Origin of the sequence: Mycolicibacterium hodleri (assembly GCF_025822245.1) — a bacterium.
Lineage (GTDB): Bacteria > Actinomycetota > Actinomycetes > Mycobacteriales > Mycobacteriaceae > Mycobacterium > Mycobacterium hodleri.
Genome location: NZ_JACKTL010000046.1, coordinates 42,560 through 59,065, shown reverse-complemented (window position 1 = coordinate 59,065; position 16,506 = coordinate 42,560). Strand labels below are relative to the sequence as shown.

Genomic DNA, 16,506 nt, shown 5'->3' with positions numbered 1-16,506 from the left:
ACCCCGTCTGCGCGCAGTCACGCCGACCGATACCGTGACGTCGTGCACCAACCGTCACCGAGGACGCGGCACTACGGTGACTTCTATCGCGTCGACCCACCCCGCGACGTCGAGTCCCGGCCGCTGTGGCTGGTGGTCGGAAACTGTCAGGCCGAAGCACTCCGGCTGGTTCTCGACGGGGTGGAGGACCGGCCGTACGCGACGGTCCGGATGCCACCGGTGCACGAGTTGGAGCAATCCGACCTCGAACCCCTGCGGGCGCTGCTCGGGCGCGCCGCGGTGTTGCTGTGCCAACCGATCAGGGACGGCTACCGCGACTTGCCGCTCGGCACCACCGAACTCGCCGCCGAACTGCCGCGCACCGCGCAGCTCATTCGGTGGCCGGTGATCCGCTACGCCGGTCTGCATCCGTTCCAGGCGATCGTGCGCAACCCCGCCGACAGGAGCGTGGTGCCGCCGGTGGTTCCGTACCACGACCTGCGCACCGTCGTCGCCGCGCGGGACGGAAAGACACCCGACGACGACTGGGACGTCGAGGTCGACGACGCGGCGTTCGTCGCGGTCGCCGAGGCGAGTCAGGCCGAGCTGGCCCGACGGGAGAGCCTGCAGTGCGACGTCGGCGTGTCGGATGTGTTGGGGCCCAGCGGTGTTGGCGCTGCACACACCATCAACCATCCCGGCAACGGGGTGTTGGCGGAGTTGGGGCGACGGGTCCTCTCCGCGGCGGGCGTCACGCGGTCGGTCCCGACACCAGCGCGGACTCTGCTGGGCTCGGTGATCGCACCGCTGGATCCCCGGGTGCTCAGGGCGCGGAACATCGTCGCCCCCGCTCGGGACGACTGGTGGTTCGACGGCACGGAACTCAGGCCGGGGGACGTGCATCGAGCCCAATTGCAGTGGTACTACGACAATCCCGACTTCGTCGACCTTGCCATCGCGCGCCACGCCAAGACTCTGGACCTGCTTGGTCTGGGAACGGCGTCGGCGTCGTGACCGCGTCGCACCTCGTCGTCGGGCCCGCGCGCCACGGCGTCGTGTCCTTCGCCCTCGACCTCGCGGCGTCGCTGCGGTGCGTGGACGGCTCGACCAACGTCGTCCGAGTGGAACATTGGCGGGACCTCGACGACGCCGTCGACACGATCCGCCGGTGCGACGGGGTTCACCTGAACGTCACCGACAGGTTGTTCGGCTCCAGCCCGGCGGACGCCGCGAAACGCGTTGTCGCCCTGGTCCGCGACGTCGAGGCCGCGGGGTCACGGGTGACGGTGACGCTGCACGACGTACCGCAACCGTCCGACGGCGGCAACTACCCGCAGCGGGCCGACGCCTATCGGACGGTCTGCGCGGCGGCGCACGGCCTGGTCACCAACAGCGACCACGAGCGGTCGCTGCTCGACGAGTCCCGCATCGCGGCCCCCGCCGACGTCGTCGTCATCCCGCTTCCGCTGGACGTGGGTGACGTTCCGCCGCGACGACCGGCGGCCGGTGCCCGCAGCGTCGGGGTGTTCGGCTTCCTCTATCCCGGGAAGGGGCACGACGAGGTCCTCGCGGGGATGGCGAGCCTGCCGCCGGCCGTGGGGTTCCTGGCCGTCGGCGAGCCGTCGGCGGGGCACGACGACCTCGTCCAGAGCCTGGCCGAGACGGCCGAGCGCGCGGGCCGCCGGTTCGCCGTGACGGGGTACGTGCCAGACGACGAGCTCGCCGGTGTCCTGCACGGCGTGACGGTGCCGGTGGCCCATCACCGGCACGTGTCGGCCTCGGGGTCGATCAACACCTGGATCGCCGCGGCCCGGCGGCCCCTGGTTCCCGTCAACCGGTACACCGTCGAACACGCCGAGCGGCACCCCGGCACGGTGACGCCGTACCCCGACACCGCGCACGGACTGCGGGCGGCGCTCGAATACGCCCTGACCCATCCGGACTCCACGTGGGTTACGCCGGGAGTCGCCAGCGGATCGTCGTCGCGTGCCACCGCGCAGCGGTACGCCCGAGCCTTGTCCCGATGGCATGACTGACCCGCGCGCATCGGCGATTCCGTTGTCCGGCGGTCGATTTGCCGTGCCGGGCAACCGGTGGGACCTCCTCGACGACCATCCCGGGCTGGCGTCCCGCGTCGCGGTGGTCATCCCGTTCTACGAGCAGCACGACCAGCTCGCCCTGACGCTGGCGGCTCTCGAACAGCAGACCTACCCGCACCACCTGCTCGAGGTCGTCGTCGCCGACGACGGTTCGGCCGAGGCCCCACGTCCGGACTCGACGCTGAACGTCACGGTGGTCAGCCAGGGTCGCGACGGCTTCCGGGCCGCGGCGGCGCGAAACCTCGGAGCGCGGGCGAGCACCGCCCCGATCCTGTGCTTCCTCGACGCCGACACCCACCCCGACCCCGACTACGTGCGCCGAATCGTCCGGCTGCCGTCGGTGCTGCCCGACGCACTGGTGGTCGGCCGTCGCAGGCACGCCGCACTCGACGGGTGGACGCCCGAGCGGTGGCGCACGTGGCAGGCGGGCGGTCCCGGTCCCGACCTGTTCGAGGAACCCCGGTGGCTGCGTGACGAGTACGGCCGGTCGCGGCGGCTGCTGGACGTCGACCACCGGTCCTACCGCTACGTCATCAGCTCGGTGATGTGTTGCAGCCGTGCGGTTTTCGACGACGTCGGCGGCTTCGACGAGTCCTTCACGCGCTACGGCGGGGAGGACTGGGAGCTGGCGCACCGCGCGGTGTGCGGCGGCGCCGTGCTACATCACGAGCCCCTGGCCGTGGCATGGCATTCGGGCCCCGACTGGGCGGGCCGCGACGTCGCGGAGCGGACCGCGGCCAAGAACCACGAAGCCCTCGCGGTGGCCAGGTTGGTCACCGACCCCGACGCCCGCCGCCACGGGCTGCGGTATGCGATTCCCGAGGTGGCCGTCGAGGTCGACACGGCCAACCACACCGCCGGCTCGCTGGTGGCGACCCTGGCCTGCTTCCTGCACCTGGACGTGGGGATGTGGCTCCACGGCCCGTCGGCCGAGCGTCTGCGCGGCGAGATACGCGACGACGACCCCCGCATCCGCGTCGGCACTACGCCGGCCGACGTCGGTTCGCGGTGCCGCGTCGTCGTCTCGACGAGCGGCCGCGCGGTGCTCCCGCAGACCGCGGTGAGCCGCCTCGTCGAGGCGTGCGGTGAGCCGGGCGTCGGCGAGGTGGTCGTCGAGGACGACGGCGTCGCCGTCGTGGGCCGCTCGTCGTGGGCGCTGAACCGGGCCCGGCGCTGGACCGCCGGGCCCCAGCCCGCCGCCGAGCCCGGCGCGGTGCGCGGTCTCTACGAGACCAGGCGGTTCACCGCCGCCGAACTGGGGCTACGGGAGGGCTCGCCGGACACGTCGCTGGCCTGGTGAGGTGCCTCCGGGTCAGTCGGTGGCGCGGCTCAGCAGCTTGGAACCCAGCCCCGCGAGCACCTGCGTCGACCGTTGCTGTTCGCCCTGCTGGGAGCCGAGGACGATGATCGCGCCCGTGAGGACCGGCAGCAGCCACTGCAGATACTTGAGCTGCCGCTGAGCCGCGGCGACGTCGTCCGGGGTCGAGGCCGTCGGCTCGGTGGCTCCCTCGACGGAATGCCCGTCGCCCTGAGCGGTCTTCGCGCCGAGGGCACCGCTGTAGAAGGTGGCGCCCACGGCGGCGCCGGTGAGGATCAGCTTGGTGACGGTGTTCGCGGTGACGCCTTCCTGATGCTTGGCACGGCCCCGGTTCGCCCTGAGGATCCCCGCGCCGCCGATCAGGTGCGCTCCCATGGCGGCGAAGCTCACGGGCGCCCACTTTGCCCATCCGACGGCGGCGATCTTCGCCCGCTCCTGCGGGTCCCGGACGGCTGCCGCGGCGCCGTTGACACCCACCGCGCCCATGAGTGATCCGCCGAACCAGGCGGCGGCTCCGAGGTCGTGGAGTGATCGGACGACGGTATTGCGTGATGACATGTGGTGTTTCCTTCAATAGGGACAGTGCTTTTCGTCGAGTGCTCGGTCGTCGGGGCCTTGAAACCCGTCAGACGCTGACGGTTTCGAGATCGAGCCCACGGGTATCTGCGCATCAGAGAGCGGACGACGCGGGAGGGGAACGAGATGACGGAGCCCGACGAGGGTCGGCGCGAGGAACACCTCGACGCGTCGGAGGACGACGGGTCGGCCGAGTTGCAGCCGGAGGACGGCGGCACGGCGCCGTCCCCGGCCGGTGAGGGCGGCGGTGCGGGAGTGTCAACTCTCATGTAAGGTGAGAGTAGAGTCTGCGGCGCCCCTGACCCCGCACATGAACGGATCGCCTCGTGAAGTCTCAGTCGACCCCGCCCGCCCCGACCGTCGGGGAGGCGGGTGACCGGAACATCTCGGTCATGGCGGCGTTGCGTTCGCCGCGTCGACTCAAGACCGAGGTGCTTGCCGGATTGGTGGTGGCGCTGGCACTGATCCCCGAGGCGATCTCGTTCTCGATCATCGCCGGCGTCGACCCCCGGGTCGGACTCTTCGCGTCCTTCACGATGGCCGTGACCATCGCCGTCACCGGTGGAAGGCCGGCCATGATCTCCGCGGCGACCGGATCGGTCGCCTTGGTCATCGCGCCTCTGGTCCGCGAGCACGGGCTCGACTACCTCATCGTCGCGGTCCTGTTGGGTGGGGTCCTGCAGGTGGTGCTCGCCGCGCTCGGGGTCGCCCGACTCATGCGGTTCGTCCCGCGCAGCGTGATGGTCGGCTTCGTCAACGCCCTGGCCATCCTGATCTTCTTGTCGCAGCTGCCCTATCTCATCGGGGTGCCGGCACTGGTCTACCCCTTCGTCGCCGTCGGCCTGCTGATCATGGTGGTGCTGCCGAGGTGGACCACCGTGATCCCCGCGCCGTTGATCGCGATCGTGGTGCTCACCACGGCGGTGCTGGTGTTCTCGGTGCACATCCCCAACGTGGGCGACGAGGGTGAACTGCCGACGAGCCTGCCGTCGCTCGTGGTCCCGCACGTGCCGTGGACGTGGGAGACGCTGGCGGTCGTCGCGCCCTACGCATTGGCGGTGGCCCTGGTCGGGCTGCTGGAGTCGCTGCTGACGGCCAAGCTCGTCGACGACATCACCGACACCCACAGCAACAAGACCCGGGAGAGCTGGGGCCAAGGCGTCGCCAACGTCGTCACCGGCCTGTTCGGCGGCATGGGCGGCTGCGCGATGATCGGCCAGACCATGATCAACGTCAAGGTGTCCGGGGCCCGCACCCGAATCTCGACCTTCCTCGCAGGACTGTTCCTGCTCGGTCTGGTCGTCGGACTGGGCGACGTCGTCGGCCTGATCCCGATGGCGGCGCTGGTCGCGGTGATGATCATGGTGTCGGTCGGCACGCTGGATTGGCACAGCATCACCCCGTCGACCCTGCGCAGAATGCCGCGCAGCGAGACGTTGGTGATGGTCGCCACCGTGGCCGTGACCGTCGCCACCAGCAACCTCGCCTACGGCGTCATCGTCGGCGCGCTGACGGCGACGGTGCTCTTCGCGCGCCGGGTCGCGCACCTCGTCACCGTCGAAAAGGTCAGCGGCGCAGACGAACCCGACGACACGGTGGTCTACCGCGTGACCGGGGAGTTGTTCTTCGCCTCCAGCAACGACCTGGTCTACCAGTTCGACTACGCCGACGATCCCGCCAACGTCGTCGTCGACCTGTCCGAGTCGCACATCTGGGACGCCTCCACCGTCGCCGCTCTCGACGCGGTGACCACGAAGTACCGTGCGAAGGGCAAGCACGTCGAGATCATCGGTCTCGACGACGACTCCGCCGACCGGCACGACCGACTCTCCGGGAACCTGGGCGCCGGACACTAGGCGACGAGGTGCAGATGCAGATCGGGCAGGTGGCCGCCAAGACGGAGTTGTCGATCGCCACGGTGCGGCACTACGACGAGGTCGGGCTGGTCACGCCGTCGGCGCGGTCGGTGGGCGGCTTCCGGCTGTACACCGACGCCGACGTCGAACGACTCCTGGTGATCCGTCGGATGAAGCCGCTGGGCTTCAGCCTGGCGCAGATGCGGGACCTGCTCGAGGCGGTCGACGTGCTCGCCGAGGGCGACGCCTCCGACGAGCGGCGGCGTGGGGCGGCCGAGAAGTTGCGGGAGTGCCACGCCGCCGCCGAGGAGAGCGCGGTCAAGCTGCGCAAGCACCTCGCCTACGCCGACGAGCTACGCGGGCTGCTCGCCGGCCTGGTCGACGAGTCCGGGTAGCGGTCTCGGCCAACGATTCGGTCGAATGCGGCCGAAACACCTGGCGCCCCCGGCAGGGATCGAACCTGCGACCAACCGCTTAGAAGGCGGTTGCTCTATCCACTGAGCTACGGAGGCAGCGCACACACTTTAGCGGAATTGCCGCGATTCACTCGCCGCACGACTCCCTACGCTCGGAGGCATGGGCGACGTACCGGTCCGCCCGCGCCGGAGCCGTCAAGGTTCAGTTTCGCTCGACGTGGGCGGATCGACACGGTACCCATACGACGCCGATGGACAAGGATGTCGTCGACTTCGTGTCCATCTACTGTCCCGAAACGGACCGGTGCTACTACGTCCGCCCCGGCGCCCACGGCACGTCGGTCACCCTCCGGATCACCCCGAGCAGGAACGGACAGCAGGCGGGGGTGCTGTTCGCCGATTCGTACCGCGAACTCCCGATTCAGCCGTTGGTCGGCAGCTGAGCACGGCGCTGGCAACCGCCTCGCAACACCGGTATTGCGACCCGCGGTACCGGGTGGCGGACTAGCGTGGACCCCGCACTCGGGGAGACGGCGGCAGGAGATCGAACAGACGATGAGCGACGTGCCGGACAACGCCGCGAGCGGGCTTCCCGAGGAGCTGAGCGCGGTCGACCAGTTGTTGCACCGCGGTGAGGCGAACCCTCGCACGCGGTCGGGTCTGATGGGCGTCGAGCTGCTCGACACGACGCCCGACTGGGAGCGCTTCCGGGAGCGCTTCGAGAACGCCTCCCGAAAGGTGTTGCGCCTGCGTCAAAAGGTCGTCATGCCAACCCTGCCCACGGCGGCGGCGCGGTGGGTGGTCGACCCCGACTTCAACTTGGACTTCCACGTGCGACGGGTCCGCGTTCCCGCGCCGGGGACGCTGCGCGAGGTGATGGATCTGGCCGAGGTCGCCCTGCAGTCGCCGATGGACATCTCGCGACCGCTCTGGACGGCGACCCTGGTGGAAGGTCTCGCCGACGGCACGGCGGCGACGATGCTGCACCTGAGCCACGCGGTCACCGACGGCGTCGGCGCCATCGAGATGTTCGCCAACATCTACGACGTCGAGCGCGACCCGCCACCGGCCAAGGTTGCGCCGCTGCCGATCCCCGAGGACCTCTCGCCCAACGACCTCATGCGGGAGGGCATCGCCAGACTTCCCGGCTCGATCGCCGGCGGCATCGTCGGCGCCATCGGGGGAGCCGCGTCGCTGTTCGGCCGGGTGGTCCGCGATCCGGTGTCCACGGTCGGCGGCGTCGTCAACTACGCCCGATCCAGCGCGCGCGTGATGGGTCCGGTGGCGGATCCGTCGCCCCTGCTGCGGCGCCGCAGCATGTCCTCGCGCACCGAGGCGATCGACATCAAGTTCAGCGACTTGCACAAGGCGTCGAAGGCGGCGGGCGGCTCGATCAACGACGCGTACCTGGCCGGCCTGTGCGGCGCGCTGCGGCTCTACCACGAAGCCAAGGGCATCCCCATCCGGTCGCTGCCCATGGCGGTGCCGGTCAACTTGCGCTCCGACGACGACCCCGCGGGCGGAAACCGGTTCGCCGGAGTCAATCTCGCGGCCCCGGTCGGTGTCGTCGACCCGGCGAAGCGCATCGCGAAGGTACGCGCCCAGATGATGCGCAAGCGCGAGGAACGGGCCATCGACATGGTCGGGGCCATGGCACCGCTGATCAGCCTGCTGCCCGACGCCATCCTCGAATCCGTGGCCGGCTCGGTGGTCAACTCCGACGTGCAAGCCAGCAACGTGCCCATCTACCCGGGCGACACCTTCATCGCGGGCGCGAAGATATTGCGGCACTACGGCATTGGTCCATTGCCCGGGGTGGCCATGATGGTGGTGCTGGTGTCCCGTGCGGGCTACTGCACCATCACCACCCGCTACGACCGCGCCGCCGTCGCCGACGAGGCGTTGTGGGCCAGATGTCTGCTGGCCGGCTTCGACGAGGTGTTGGCGCTCGGCGGTGAGGGTCGGTCGACGCCCGCGTCCTTCACCCCCGACCCACCCGCGTCCGTGTCCACCACGTCCGCCACGTCCGTCTCCACCTCGGCCAATGGGAGTGCCCCGCAATGACTTCGCAAAACGGACAGCCCGAACGCCAGGGCGACAACGTGATCCTTCGGCTGCCCGGCTCGGTCGCCGAGATCGAGGCCAGCCCGGAGGGACCCGAGGTCGGTGCCTTCTTCGACCTCGACGGCACGCTGGTCGCGGGCTTCACCGGGGTGATGATGACCCAGGATCGACTGCGGCGCGGCCAGATGAGCGTCGGCGAGTTCATCGGGATGGTGCAGGCCGGGCTCAACCACCAACTGGGCCGCTCGGAGTTCGAGGACCTGATCGGCAAGGGCGCGCGGACGTTGCACGGCAACTCCATCAGCGACCTCGACGAGCTCGGCGAGCGACTGTTCGTCCAACACGTGCAGGGGCGCATCTATCCGGAGATGCGCGCGCTGGTGCGCGCTCACCAGGCCCGCGGCCACACCGTCGTCCTCAGCTCGTCGGCGCTGACCGTGCAGGTCGAACCGGTCGCCCGGTTCCTTGGCATCGACAACGTCCTGAGCAACCAATTCGAGACCGACGACGACGGCCTGATCACCGGTGAGGTGCGCACGCCCATCATCTGGGGTCCGGGCAAGGCCCGTGCGGTGCAGGCGTTCTCGGCCAAGAACGGCGTCGACCTCACCAAGAGCTACTTCTACGCCGACGGCGACGAAGACGTCGCACTGATGTACCTGGTCGGCAACCCGCGACCGACCAATCCCGCGGGAAAGTTGCAGGCGGTGGCCGTCAAGCGGGGCTGGCCGATCCTCAAGTTCACCAGCCGCAGCGGCAGCAGCCCCGTCGCGCAGTTGCGGACCGTGGCCGGGATCGCCTCACTGCTGCCCGCGGCCGCCGGCGGCCTCGGGCTCGGTCTGCTCACGCGCAACCGCCGCACCGGGGTCAACTTCTTCACCGCGGCGTGGACCCGGCTGCTGATGACCTCGATCGGCATCGACCTCAACGTGCTCGGCGAGGAAAACCTGACGGCCAAGCGGCCCGCGGTGTTCCTGTTCAACCACCGCAACCAGGCCGACCCGTTCATCGCGGGCCGGCTGATCAGCGACAACTTCACCTCCGTCGGCAAGAAGGAGCTCGAGAAGGATCCCCTGATGGGCACGGTCGGCCGGGTGCTGGACGCCGCCTTCATCGACCGCGACGATCCGAAGGCCGCCGTGGAGAGCCTGGCGAAGATCGAAGAGCTTGCGCGCAAGGGCATTTCGGTGCTCATCGCACCCGAGGGCACGCGGTTGGACACCACCGAGGTGGGGGAATTCAAGAAGGGGCCGTTCCGAATCGCGATGGCGGCCGGCGTGCCGCTGGTACCGATCGTCATCCGCAACGCGGAGGTCATCGCCGAGCGCAACTCGAGCACGTTCAACGCCGGCAAGGTCGACGTCGCGGTGTTCCCGCCGATCTCCGTCGACGACTGGACCACCGAGAACCTCTCGGAGCGCATCGCCGAGGTCCGGCAACTCTACCTCGACACGCTCAAGGACTGGCCCGTGGACGTCTTGCCCAGCGCGCCGCTCTACGAACGCACCGCCGCTCCGCCCAAGAAGGCGCCTGCGAAGAAGGCACCCGCGAAGGAGGCTGCAGCCAAGAAGGTGCCAGCCAAGAAGGCGCCCGCGAAGAAGGCTGCTGCCAAGGCGGTTCCGGCGAAGAAGGGGCGACCGTGAAGGTAAGCGCTGACGCCCTGCACAGCTTCACCCCGACCGACGACGCGCTGGTGCTCGCGGCGGTGGACACCCCCGCCGAGGTCGAGATGCTCGACGCGTGGCTGGCCGAGCAGCGCAGGGCGCACCCCGAAGCCCGCATCGAGGTGCTGCAACTCCCGGCCGACGGCGACCCGCCACCGGCCACCCTCGCCCGCCTCGTCGAACTGCTCGACGTCGACGAGGACCGGTCGGTGTTCCCCGTGCGCGTGTTCTGGATTCCCGGTGGTCTGCCCACCCGGTCCAAGGTGGTCGCGTTGATCAGCGGTCGGGACACCTACCGTCCACCGAAGTTGTTGCAGCGCAGCATCCTTCACAAGGATCCGGCGCGGGCCCGGGTGGTGGCAGGCGAACCCGCCAAGGTGTCGGAGCTACGCCAGCACTGGAGTGACACCACCGTCGCCGAGAACCCGCGCGACTTCGCGCACTTCGTGATGCGGCGCGCGGAGTTGGCGATCGACCGCGTCGAATTGCGGCTCCTCGGTCCCGAGTACAAGTCACCCCGGCTGATCAAGCCGGAGATGTTGGCGTCGTCGCGCTTTCGCGAAGGGCTGGCGAAGATCCCCGGCGCGACGCTGGAGTCGGCGGGCGACATGCTCGACGAACTCTCGACGGGCTGGAGCAGGTTCTCCGTCGACCTCATCCCCACCCTTGGCAGGGCGATCTTCAGCCGGGGTTTCGACCCGAACATCGACTACGACCGCGCCGAGATCGAGTCGATGCGGGTGGCGCTGGAGACCCATCCTGCGGTGCTGCTGTTCTCCCACCGCTCCTACCTCGACGGCGCGATCGTGCCGGTGGCGATGCAGGAGAATCGGTTGCCGCCGGTCTTCACGTTCGCCGGCATCAACCTCTCCTTTGGCCTGATGGGCCCCTTGATGCGCCGCTCGGGGGTCATCTTCATCCGGCGCAAGCTCGACGACCCCACCTACAAGTACGTGCTCAAGGAGTTCGTCGGTTACATCGTCGAGAAGCGGTTCAACCTCAACTGGTCGATCGAGGGCACCCGGTCGAGAACCGGAAAGATGTTGCCGCCCAAGCTCGGTCTGCTCGCCTACGTCGCCGACGCCTACCTCGCCGGCCGCAGCGACGACATCCTGCTCCAGCCCGTGTCGATCAGCTTCGACCAACTTCACGAGACCGCCGAGTACGCCGCCTACGCCCGCGGCGGGGAGAAGACACCCGAAAGCCTGTCCTGGCTGTACAACTTCATCAAGGCGCAGGGCGATCGCAACTACGGCAAGATCTACGTCCGCTTCCCCGAGGCCGTGTCCATGCGCGAGTACCTCGGTGAGCCGCACGGCACGATGACGGAGGACGACGCCGCCAAGAGGCTCGCGATGCAGAAGATGGCGTTCGAGGTGGCCTGGCGGATCCTGCGCGTCACCCCCATCAACGCAACCGGTCTGGTGTCGGCGGTGTTGCTCGCCACCAACGGCGTCGCCCTCACGCTCGGCCAGCTGCACCACACACTGCGCGACTCGTTGGACTACCTCCAGCGCAGCAAGACGCCGATGACCAACAGCGCGTTGCGCTTGCGCACCAACGAGGGCATTCGGGCGGCGGTCGACGCGCTGTCCGGTGGGCATCCGGTGACCCGGATCGACGGGGGCCGGGAGCCGGTCTGGCGCATCGCCCCCGAGGACGAGCACGAGGCCGCCTTCTACCGCAACACGCTCAGCCACGCGTTCCTCGAGACGGCCATCGTCGAACTGGCCCTTGCCTTCTCGGGCCGCGCCGACGGCGATCGCCTCGAGGCGTTCTGGTCCCAGGCGATGCGGCTGAGGGATCTGCTGAAGTTCGAGTTCTACTTCGCCGACTCCGCGGCCTTCCGCGATCACATCGCCGAGGAGATGTCCTGGCACGAGGACTGGGAGCAGCACGTCGCCGTCGGAGGTGAGGAGACCGACGCGATCCTGCGGGCCAAACGGCCCCTGGTCGCCGGCGCGATACTTCGACCCTTCATCGAGGCCTACGAAATCGTCGCCGACGTCCTTCGCGGCACGCCGCCGGAGATCGGCGAGAAGGACCTCACCACCCTCGCCCTCGGCGTCGGCAGTCAGTACATCGCGCAGCACAGGGTCCGCAGCAACGAGTCGGTCTCGGCGTTGCTCTTCGCCACCGCACGACAGGTGATCGCCGACCAGAACCTGCTCAAGCCGGCTGCCGACCTCGAGGAGCGGCGTGCGGCGTTCCTGCGTGAGCTGCGCGACATCCTCGGCGACATGAGCAAGGTCGAGGAGTTCTCCCGCGAGCAGTTCTTCGTCCGCGAGCTGGTCATGCGCAAGGAGAGTGGCTGACGGCCGCGGTTGGAGCGAAGTCGGCATTGCGCCATACGCTGTTGGCATGACCACCACGGAGGCGCGGGCCCAGACTCGTACCAGCGCGGTGTGGCCGATCCTGCTTGGCGTCGGGCTGCTGGCCGGTGCGACCGCCGCCTGCATTGCCGCGTTGTCGCTGGCGGATGCGTTGACCGCGACCGGTCTGCCCAACCCCGGCCCCGTGACCAATTACGGGCTGCCGTTCGTGAGGGCCGCGGGTGAGATCGCCGCCGTCGTCGCGGTGGGGTCGTTCCTGGTCGCCGCGTTCCTGGTGCCGCCGCAGCGCAACGGCGTGCTCGACGCGGCGGGGTACCGAGCATTGCGCACGGGGACCGTGGCGGCGGGTGTGTGGACCGTGTGCGCGGCGCTGCTGGTGCCGCTGACCGTCTCCGACGTCACTGGCCAACCGCTGACCAGCCGCCTCGACCCCACGGCCATCTGGTCGGTGGCCAGCCTGATCGACGTCGCGGGGGCGTGGCGGTGGACCGCGTTGCTCGCCGCGATCGTGACAGTCCTCAGCATTCCGGTGCTGCGCTGGTCGTGGACGCCGCTGCTGTGCGCGGGCGCGCTGGCGACGCTGCTGCCGCTGGCACTGACGGGACACTCGTCGGCGGGCGGGTCCCACGACCTGGGCACCAACAGCCTGTTCATCCACCTGATGGCCGGAGCGCTGTGGGCCGGCGGTCTGATCGCCCTGCTCGTCCACGCCCTGCGCGGCGGCGAGCACGCCGACCTCGCCGCCCGACGGTTCTCCGTCATCGCCCTGTGGTGCTTCGTCGCGATGGCCGTCTCCGGGGTGGTCAACGCGTTGGTGCGCGTCCGCCTCGAGGATCTCTTCACCACCACCTACGGCTGGCTGCTGGTCGGCAAGGCCACGGCGTTGGTCGTGCTCGGCATACTCGGCTGGCAGCAGCGCCGTCGGGGCGTGGCGTCGCTGAACGCCGACCCGGACGCGCGGGGTGCCCTGATCAAGCTGTCGCTGGTCGAGGCCGGGGTGTTCGGCCTGACGTTCGGCATCGCCGTCGCGCTGGGCCGCACGCCGCCACCGCCGCCGGCCATCTTCAACCCGTCGGTGACGGCGGTGGAGATCGGTTACGACCTGTCGGGACCGCCGACCGTCGCGCGGATCCTGTTCGAGTGGCGCTTCGACTTGATCCTCGGCACCGCGGCCCTCGCCTTCGCCGGGTTGTACCTGGCCGGGGTCTGGCGGCTGCGCAAGCGCGGCGACGCCTGGCCGACGGGACGGATCGTCGCCTGGCTGTGCGGCTGCGCGCTGTTGCTGTTCGCCTCGTCGTCGGGGATCGGCCGCTACATGCCCGCGATGTTCAGCATGCACATGGCCGCCCACATGCTGCTGTCGATGCTGGTGCCGGTGCTGTTGGTCCTGGGCGCACCGGTCACCCTGGCGTTGCGCGCGTTGCCCGCGGCAGGCTCCGACGGTCCACCCGGCCCACGGGAGTGGCTGCTGGCGGCGTTGCACAGCCGGGTGTCACGGGTGTTGACCAACCCCATCGTCGCCACCGTGATCTTCGTGTCGGGCTTCTATGGTCTCTACTTCGGCGGGATCTTCGACGTGGCGGTCACCAGCCACGCTGCGCACGTCGCCATGAACGTGCACTTCCTGGTGACCGGCTACCTGTTCTACTGGGTGGTGATCGGCGTCGACCCGACGCCACGGCCGATACCGCCCATCGCCAAGCTGGCCGTGGTGTTCGCGTCGCTGCCGCTGCACGCGTTCTTCGGCGTCGTGTTGATGGGCACCAAGGCCGTGCTGGCCGGCGACTTCTACAAGTCGCTGCAGCTGCCGTGGCACACCGATCTGCTGGCCGATCAACGCCTGGGCGGCGGAATCGCTTGGTCCGCAGGCGAAGTCCCGTTGGTGCTGGTGCTGATCGCCTTGTTCGTCCAGTGGCGTCGCAGCGATCAGAGGACCGCCGTGCGGCTGGACCGCGCCGCCGATCGCGACGACGACGCCGACCTCGCCGCGTACAACAACATGCTGGCGAAGCTGGCCAAGCTCGAGGAGCGCTAGCGCGTCGTTTGGCGACGGCAGGGTGTCGGACCCCGCTTCTAGAATGGTGGTATGGCTTCGGCGACAACGTCTTTGAGCTCCCAGGAGCGCATGGAGTTGTTGTTCGGGGAGATGGAGGAGTTGGCCGGGCAGCGCAATGCGATCGACAGTCGGTTGGTGGAGATCGCCGCCGAGATCGAGGGAGCGCATGGAGTTGTTGTTCGGGGAGATGGAGGAGTTGGCCGGGCAGCGCAATGCGATCGACAGTCGGTTGGTGGAGATCGCCGCCGAGATCGAGGGCGACAGGATTTGGGGTGCGACCGGGGTGCGGTCGGTGCCGGCGTTGGTGGCCTGGAAACTGGGGATCTCGCCGCACACCGCCGAGACGATGGTGACCGTGGCGCGGCGGCTCGAGGAGTTCCCCCGGTGTGCGGCGATGATGCGCGACGGTCAACTCTCCCTGGATCAGATCGGGGTGATCGCGGAGCCGGAGCGGTCGTTCCGCAGGACGGTCGGGGAGAGGTCCACCACCTACCGGATCACGCTGCCGAAGGTGGAGGCGGCGAAGTTCGAGGCGGGGTTGGCCTCGCATCGCGACGCGTTGATCGCCCAGTGGTGACGCGACCACGGCGACACCGATACCGCCGACTCCGACACCGATGTCGATGACTACGTCGGCGACGTGCACGGCGGTGCCCGGGACGGCGAGACTGCCGAGGAAGCCTCGGTTCGGGTGCCGCCGTTCCCCACCACCGTCGACGCGTTCACCAGCCTGGTCGAGGCCGGGTGGGACGCCGACGTGGCGCGGCGTCCGCATGGTCAGCACACCACCGTGGTGGTGCACCTGGACGTCGAGAAGCGTTTGGCCGGGCTGCATCTGGGTCCGGTGCTCTCCGACGACGAGCGCCGCCTGTTGCTCTGTGACGCCACCTGCGAGCTGTGGGTGGAACGCCACGGCCAGGTCATCGGGTCCGGGCGGGCCACCCGGCAGATCAGCCGCCGCCTGCGCCGGGCGTTGGAGCACCGCGACCGCTGCTGTGTGGTCCCCGGCTGCGGGGCGACCCGCGGCCTGCACGCCCACCACATTCGGCACTGGGAGGACGGCGGGCCGACCGACCTCGACAACCTGGTGCTGCTCTGCCCCTTCCACCACCGCCTGCACCACAGCGGCGGGATCACCATCACCGGCCCCGCCCACCAGCTCGTCGTCACCGACGCCGACGGTGAACCACTGAACCCAGGATCACTGGCCCGCACACCGATCCAACCCCCACCCGCGGTGAAACCGTGCCGCGGCCCGCTCGGGGAACGCGCCCAATGGTGGTGGTACACACCGTTCGAACCCCAACCACCACCCACGACAAGCTAGGTTCTTGAGCCATCGTTTCCGGTCAGTGATCCGGACGCGACCGACGAACGCGTCGTCCTGCTCGATACGGCACCGCCGTTGACGTCGCCGCGACCCCACGGCGTGAAGGTCACGATCTTCGGAACCGTCCGATCGCGGAGCGTCGCCCACACCTGAACGGCGTGGGACATTCCCGACATCCTTGGGACATCCCGGCGTCAGCGCGGCCGCCTTCATCCACAGTCCGCACTTCATCCACAGGGCGCCCCACTACTGGCCCCGATCGGTCCCTTGGTGTCGGCGATCCGACGGTGAATGGTCTCGGGCAGCACGACACGCGCTGCCGAATCGAGAAACCGATGAAGGGAAGCGCAATGTTCGAGACCCCGTTCCACATGGTCGGCACCATCGTCACCGATCCGATCCTCCGCAGGGTCGGCGATCAGCAGGTGTTCAAGTTCCGCGTCGCGAGCAACTCGCGCCGGCGCACGCCCGAGGGCAACTGGGAGTCGGGCAACTCCCTGTTCGTCAACGTCAACTGCTGGGGTCGGGTGGTCGACGGTGTCAGTGGCGTCCTGATCAAGGGCGACCCGGTGGTCGTGGTGGGCACCGTCTACACCAGCGAGTACGACGACAAGGAGGGCAACCGGCGCTCGTCGGTCGAGGTTCGGGCCACCGCCGTCGGCCCGGACCTGACGCGCGCCACCGTGCGCATCGAGCAGCGCAAGCGCACCGAAGACGAGGTGGAGCCCAGCGCCGAGGCGAACTCCGAGGAGGACGCGTCCGACGCCGACGACGCCGAGGTGGAGGAGCGGGGCCTGCCACTGACGGCGTAGCCG

At 69.3% G+C, this 16,506-nt stretch carries 13 protein-coding genes, 1 tRNA gene and 1 pseudogene; 13 read left to right on the top strand and 2 right to left on the bottom strand.

Translation table 11 applies throughout. The annotated features are described in order from the left end of the window. The first annotated feature begins 42 nt into the window (after window positions 1-42). The 3 genes from H7J06_RS20730 to H7J06_RS20720 are packed head-to-tail and all read left to right on the top strand — an operon-like array spanning window position 43 to window position 3,378. Window positions 43-993 carry a WcbI family polysaccharide biosynthesis putative acetyltransferase gene (locus tag H7J06_RS20730; protein ID WP_264040958.1) on the top strand — a complete coding sequence of 317 codons (951 nt, stop codon included), beginning with the start codon at window positions 43-45 and terminating at the stop codon, window positions 991-993. After that, a complete protein-coding gene (locus H7J06_RS20725) occupies window positions 990-2,015 on the top strand; it encodes a glycosyltransferase family protein (RefSeq protein WP_264040957.1) in 1,026 nt (341 codons plus the stop codon). The genes H7J06_RS20730 and H7J06_RS20725 overlap by 4 nt, the downstream gene beginning before the upstream one ends. After that, entirely contained in the window at window positions 2,008-3,378 is a 1,371-nt protein-coding gene (locus tag H7J06_RS20720) for a glycosyltransferase family 2 protein (protein ID WP_264040956.1), read from the top strand. Before H7J06_RS20725 ends, H7J06_RS20720 begins: the two co-directional genes overlap by 8 nt. 12 nt (window positions 3,379-3,390) lie before the next feature. Here the strand turns inward: H7J06_RS20720 and H7J06_RS20715 are convergent, their stop codons facing one another. Further along, entirely contained in the window at window positions 3,391-3,954 is a 564-nt protein-coding gene (locus H7J06_RS20715) for a hypothetical protein (protein ID WP_264040955.1), read from the bottom strand. A 144-nt stretch (window positions 3,955-4,098) separates the two neighbouring features. On the opposite strand from H7J06_RS20715, the gene H7J06_RS20710 reads away from it, so the two are divergent. The 3 genes from H7J06_RS20710 (at window position 4,099) to H7J06_RS20700 (ending at window position 6,223) form a co-directional block, all read left to right on the top strand. Next, a complete protein-coding gene (locus H7J06_RS20710; RefSeq protein ID WP_264040954.1) occupies window positions 4,099-4,245 on the top strand; it encodes a hypothetical protein in 147 nt (48 codons plus the stop codon). A gap of 119 nt (window positions 4,246-4,364) precedes the next feature. Beyond that, the gene (locus H7J06_RS20705; RefSeq protein WP_264040992.1) at window positions 4,365-5,828 is read left to right on the top strand and encodes a SulP family inorganic anion transporter; all 1,464 of its coding nucleotides are present in this window, start codon (window positions 4,365-4,367) and stop codon (window positions 5,826-5,828) included. Between the two features lie 14 nt (window positions 5,829-5,842). Continuing rightward, window positions 5,843-6,223, top strand: coding sequence for a MerR family transcriptional regulator (locus tag H7J06_RS20700; RefSeq protein WP_264040953.1), 381 nt, complete (start codon window positions 5,843-5,845; stop codon window positions 6,221-6,223). Window positions 6,224-6,264: 41 nt separating this feature from the next. Here H7J06_RS20700 and H7J06_RS20695 read toward each other — a convergent pair. Continuing rightward, window positions 6,265-6,340, bottom strand: a tRNA-Arg gene (locus H7J06_RS20695). Between the two features lie 20 nt (window positions 6,341-6,360). Here H7J06_RS20695 and H7J06_RS20690 point away from each other — a divergent pair. The 7 genes and pseudogenes from H7J06_RS20690 to ssb all read left to right on the top strand — a co-directional run bounded on the left by H7J06_RS20690 (window position 6,361) and on the right by ssb (window position 16,503). Then, on the top strand, window positions 6,361-6,687 hold the full coding sequence (locus H7J06_RS20690; RefSeq protein WP_308205810.1) for a group I intron-associated PD-(D/E)XK endonuclease: 327 nt from the start codon (window positions 6,361-6,363) through the stop codon (window positions 6,685-6,687). A 112-nt stretch (window positions 6,688-6,799) separates the two neighbouring features. After that, the gene (locus H7J06_RS20685; protein ID WP_264040952.1) at window positions 6,800-8,308 is read left to right on the top strand and encodes a wax ester/triacylglycerol synthase family O-acyltransferase; all 1,509 of its coding nucleotides are present in this window, start codon (window positions 6,800-6,802) and stop codon (window positions 8,306-8,308) included. Next, window positions 8,305-9,951, top strand: a complete 1,647-nt coding sequence (locus H7J06_RS20680) for an HAD-IB family hydrolase/lysophospholipid acyltransferase family protein (protein ID WP_264040950.1) — start codon at window positions 8,305-8,307, stop codon at window positions 9,949-9,951. Before H7J06_RS20685 ends, H7J06_RS20680 begins: the two co-directional genes overlap by 4 nt. After that, window positions 9,948-12,287 carry a glycerol-3-phosphate 1-O-acyltransferase gene (locus H7J06_RS20675; RefSeq protein WP_264040949.1) on the top strand — a complete coding sequence of 780 codons (2,340 nt, stop codon included), beginning with the start codon at window positions 9,948-9,950 and terminating at the stop codon, window positions 12,285-12,287. Before H7J06_RS20680 ends, H7J06_RS20675 begins: the two co-directional genes overlap by 4 nt. A gap of 46 nt (window positions 12,288-12,333) precedes the next feature. Continuing rightward, the gene (locus H7J06_RS20670; protein ID WP_264040948.1) at window positions 12,334-14,340 is read left to right on the top strand and encodes a bifunctional copper resistance protein CopD/cytochrome c oxidase assembly protein; all 2,007 of its coding nucleotides are present in this window, start codon (window positions 12,334-12,336) and stop codon (window positions 14,338-14,340) included. A gap of 136 nt (window positions 14,341-14,476) precedes the next feature. Beyond that, window positions 14,477-15,688 (top strand): annotated as a pseudogene (locus H7J06_RS20665) (HNH endonuclease signature motif containing protein). Window positions 15,689-16,041: 353 nt separating this feature from the next. Next, complete coding sequence (gene ssb, locus H7J06_RS20660; protein ID WP_264040990.1) at window positions 16,042-16,503, top strand: single-stranded DNA-binding protein; 462 nt, start codon at window positions 16,042-16,044, stop codon at window positions 16,501-16,503. Window positions 16,504-16,506: the final 3 nt, after the last annotated feature.

Coding starts and splice junctions, on each gene's coding strand:
- H7J06_RS20720 (WP_264040956.1), top strand. CDS start 2,008: ATGACTGACCCGCGCGCATCGGCGATTCCGTTGTCCGGCGGTCGATTT.
- H7J06_RS20715 (WP_264040955.1), bottom strand. CDS start 3,954: ATGTCATCACGCAATACCGTCGTCCGATCACTCCACGACCTCGGAGCC.
- H7J06_RS20710 (WP_264040954.1), top strand. CDS start 4,099: ATGACGGAGCCCGACGAGGGTCGGCGCGAGGAACACCTCGACGCGTCG.
- H7J06_RS20705 (WP_264040992.1), top strand. CDS start 4,365: ATGGCGGCGTTGCGTTCGCCGCGTCGACTCAAGACCGAGGTGCTTGCC.
- H7J06_RS20700 (WP_264040953.1), top strand. CDS start 5,843: ATGCAGATCGGGCAGGTGGCCGCCAAGACGGAGTTGTCGATCGCCACG.
- H7J06_RS20685 (WP_264040952.1), top strand. CDS start 6,800: ATGAGCGACGTGCCGGACAACGCCGCGAGCGGGCTTCCCGAGGAGCTG.
- H7J06_RS20680 (WP_264040950.1), top strand. CDS start 8,305: ATGACTTCGCAAAACGGACAGCCCGAACGCCAGGGCGACAACGTGATC.
- H7J06_RS20670 (WP_264040948.1), top strand. CDS start 12,334: ATGACCACCACGGAGGCGCGGGCCCAGACTCGTACCAGCGCGGTGTGG.
- ssb (WP_264040990.1), top strand. CDS start 16,042: ATGTTCGAGACCCCGTTCCACATGGTCGGCACCATCGTCACCGATCCG.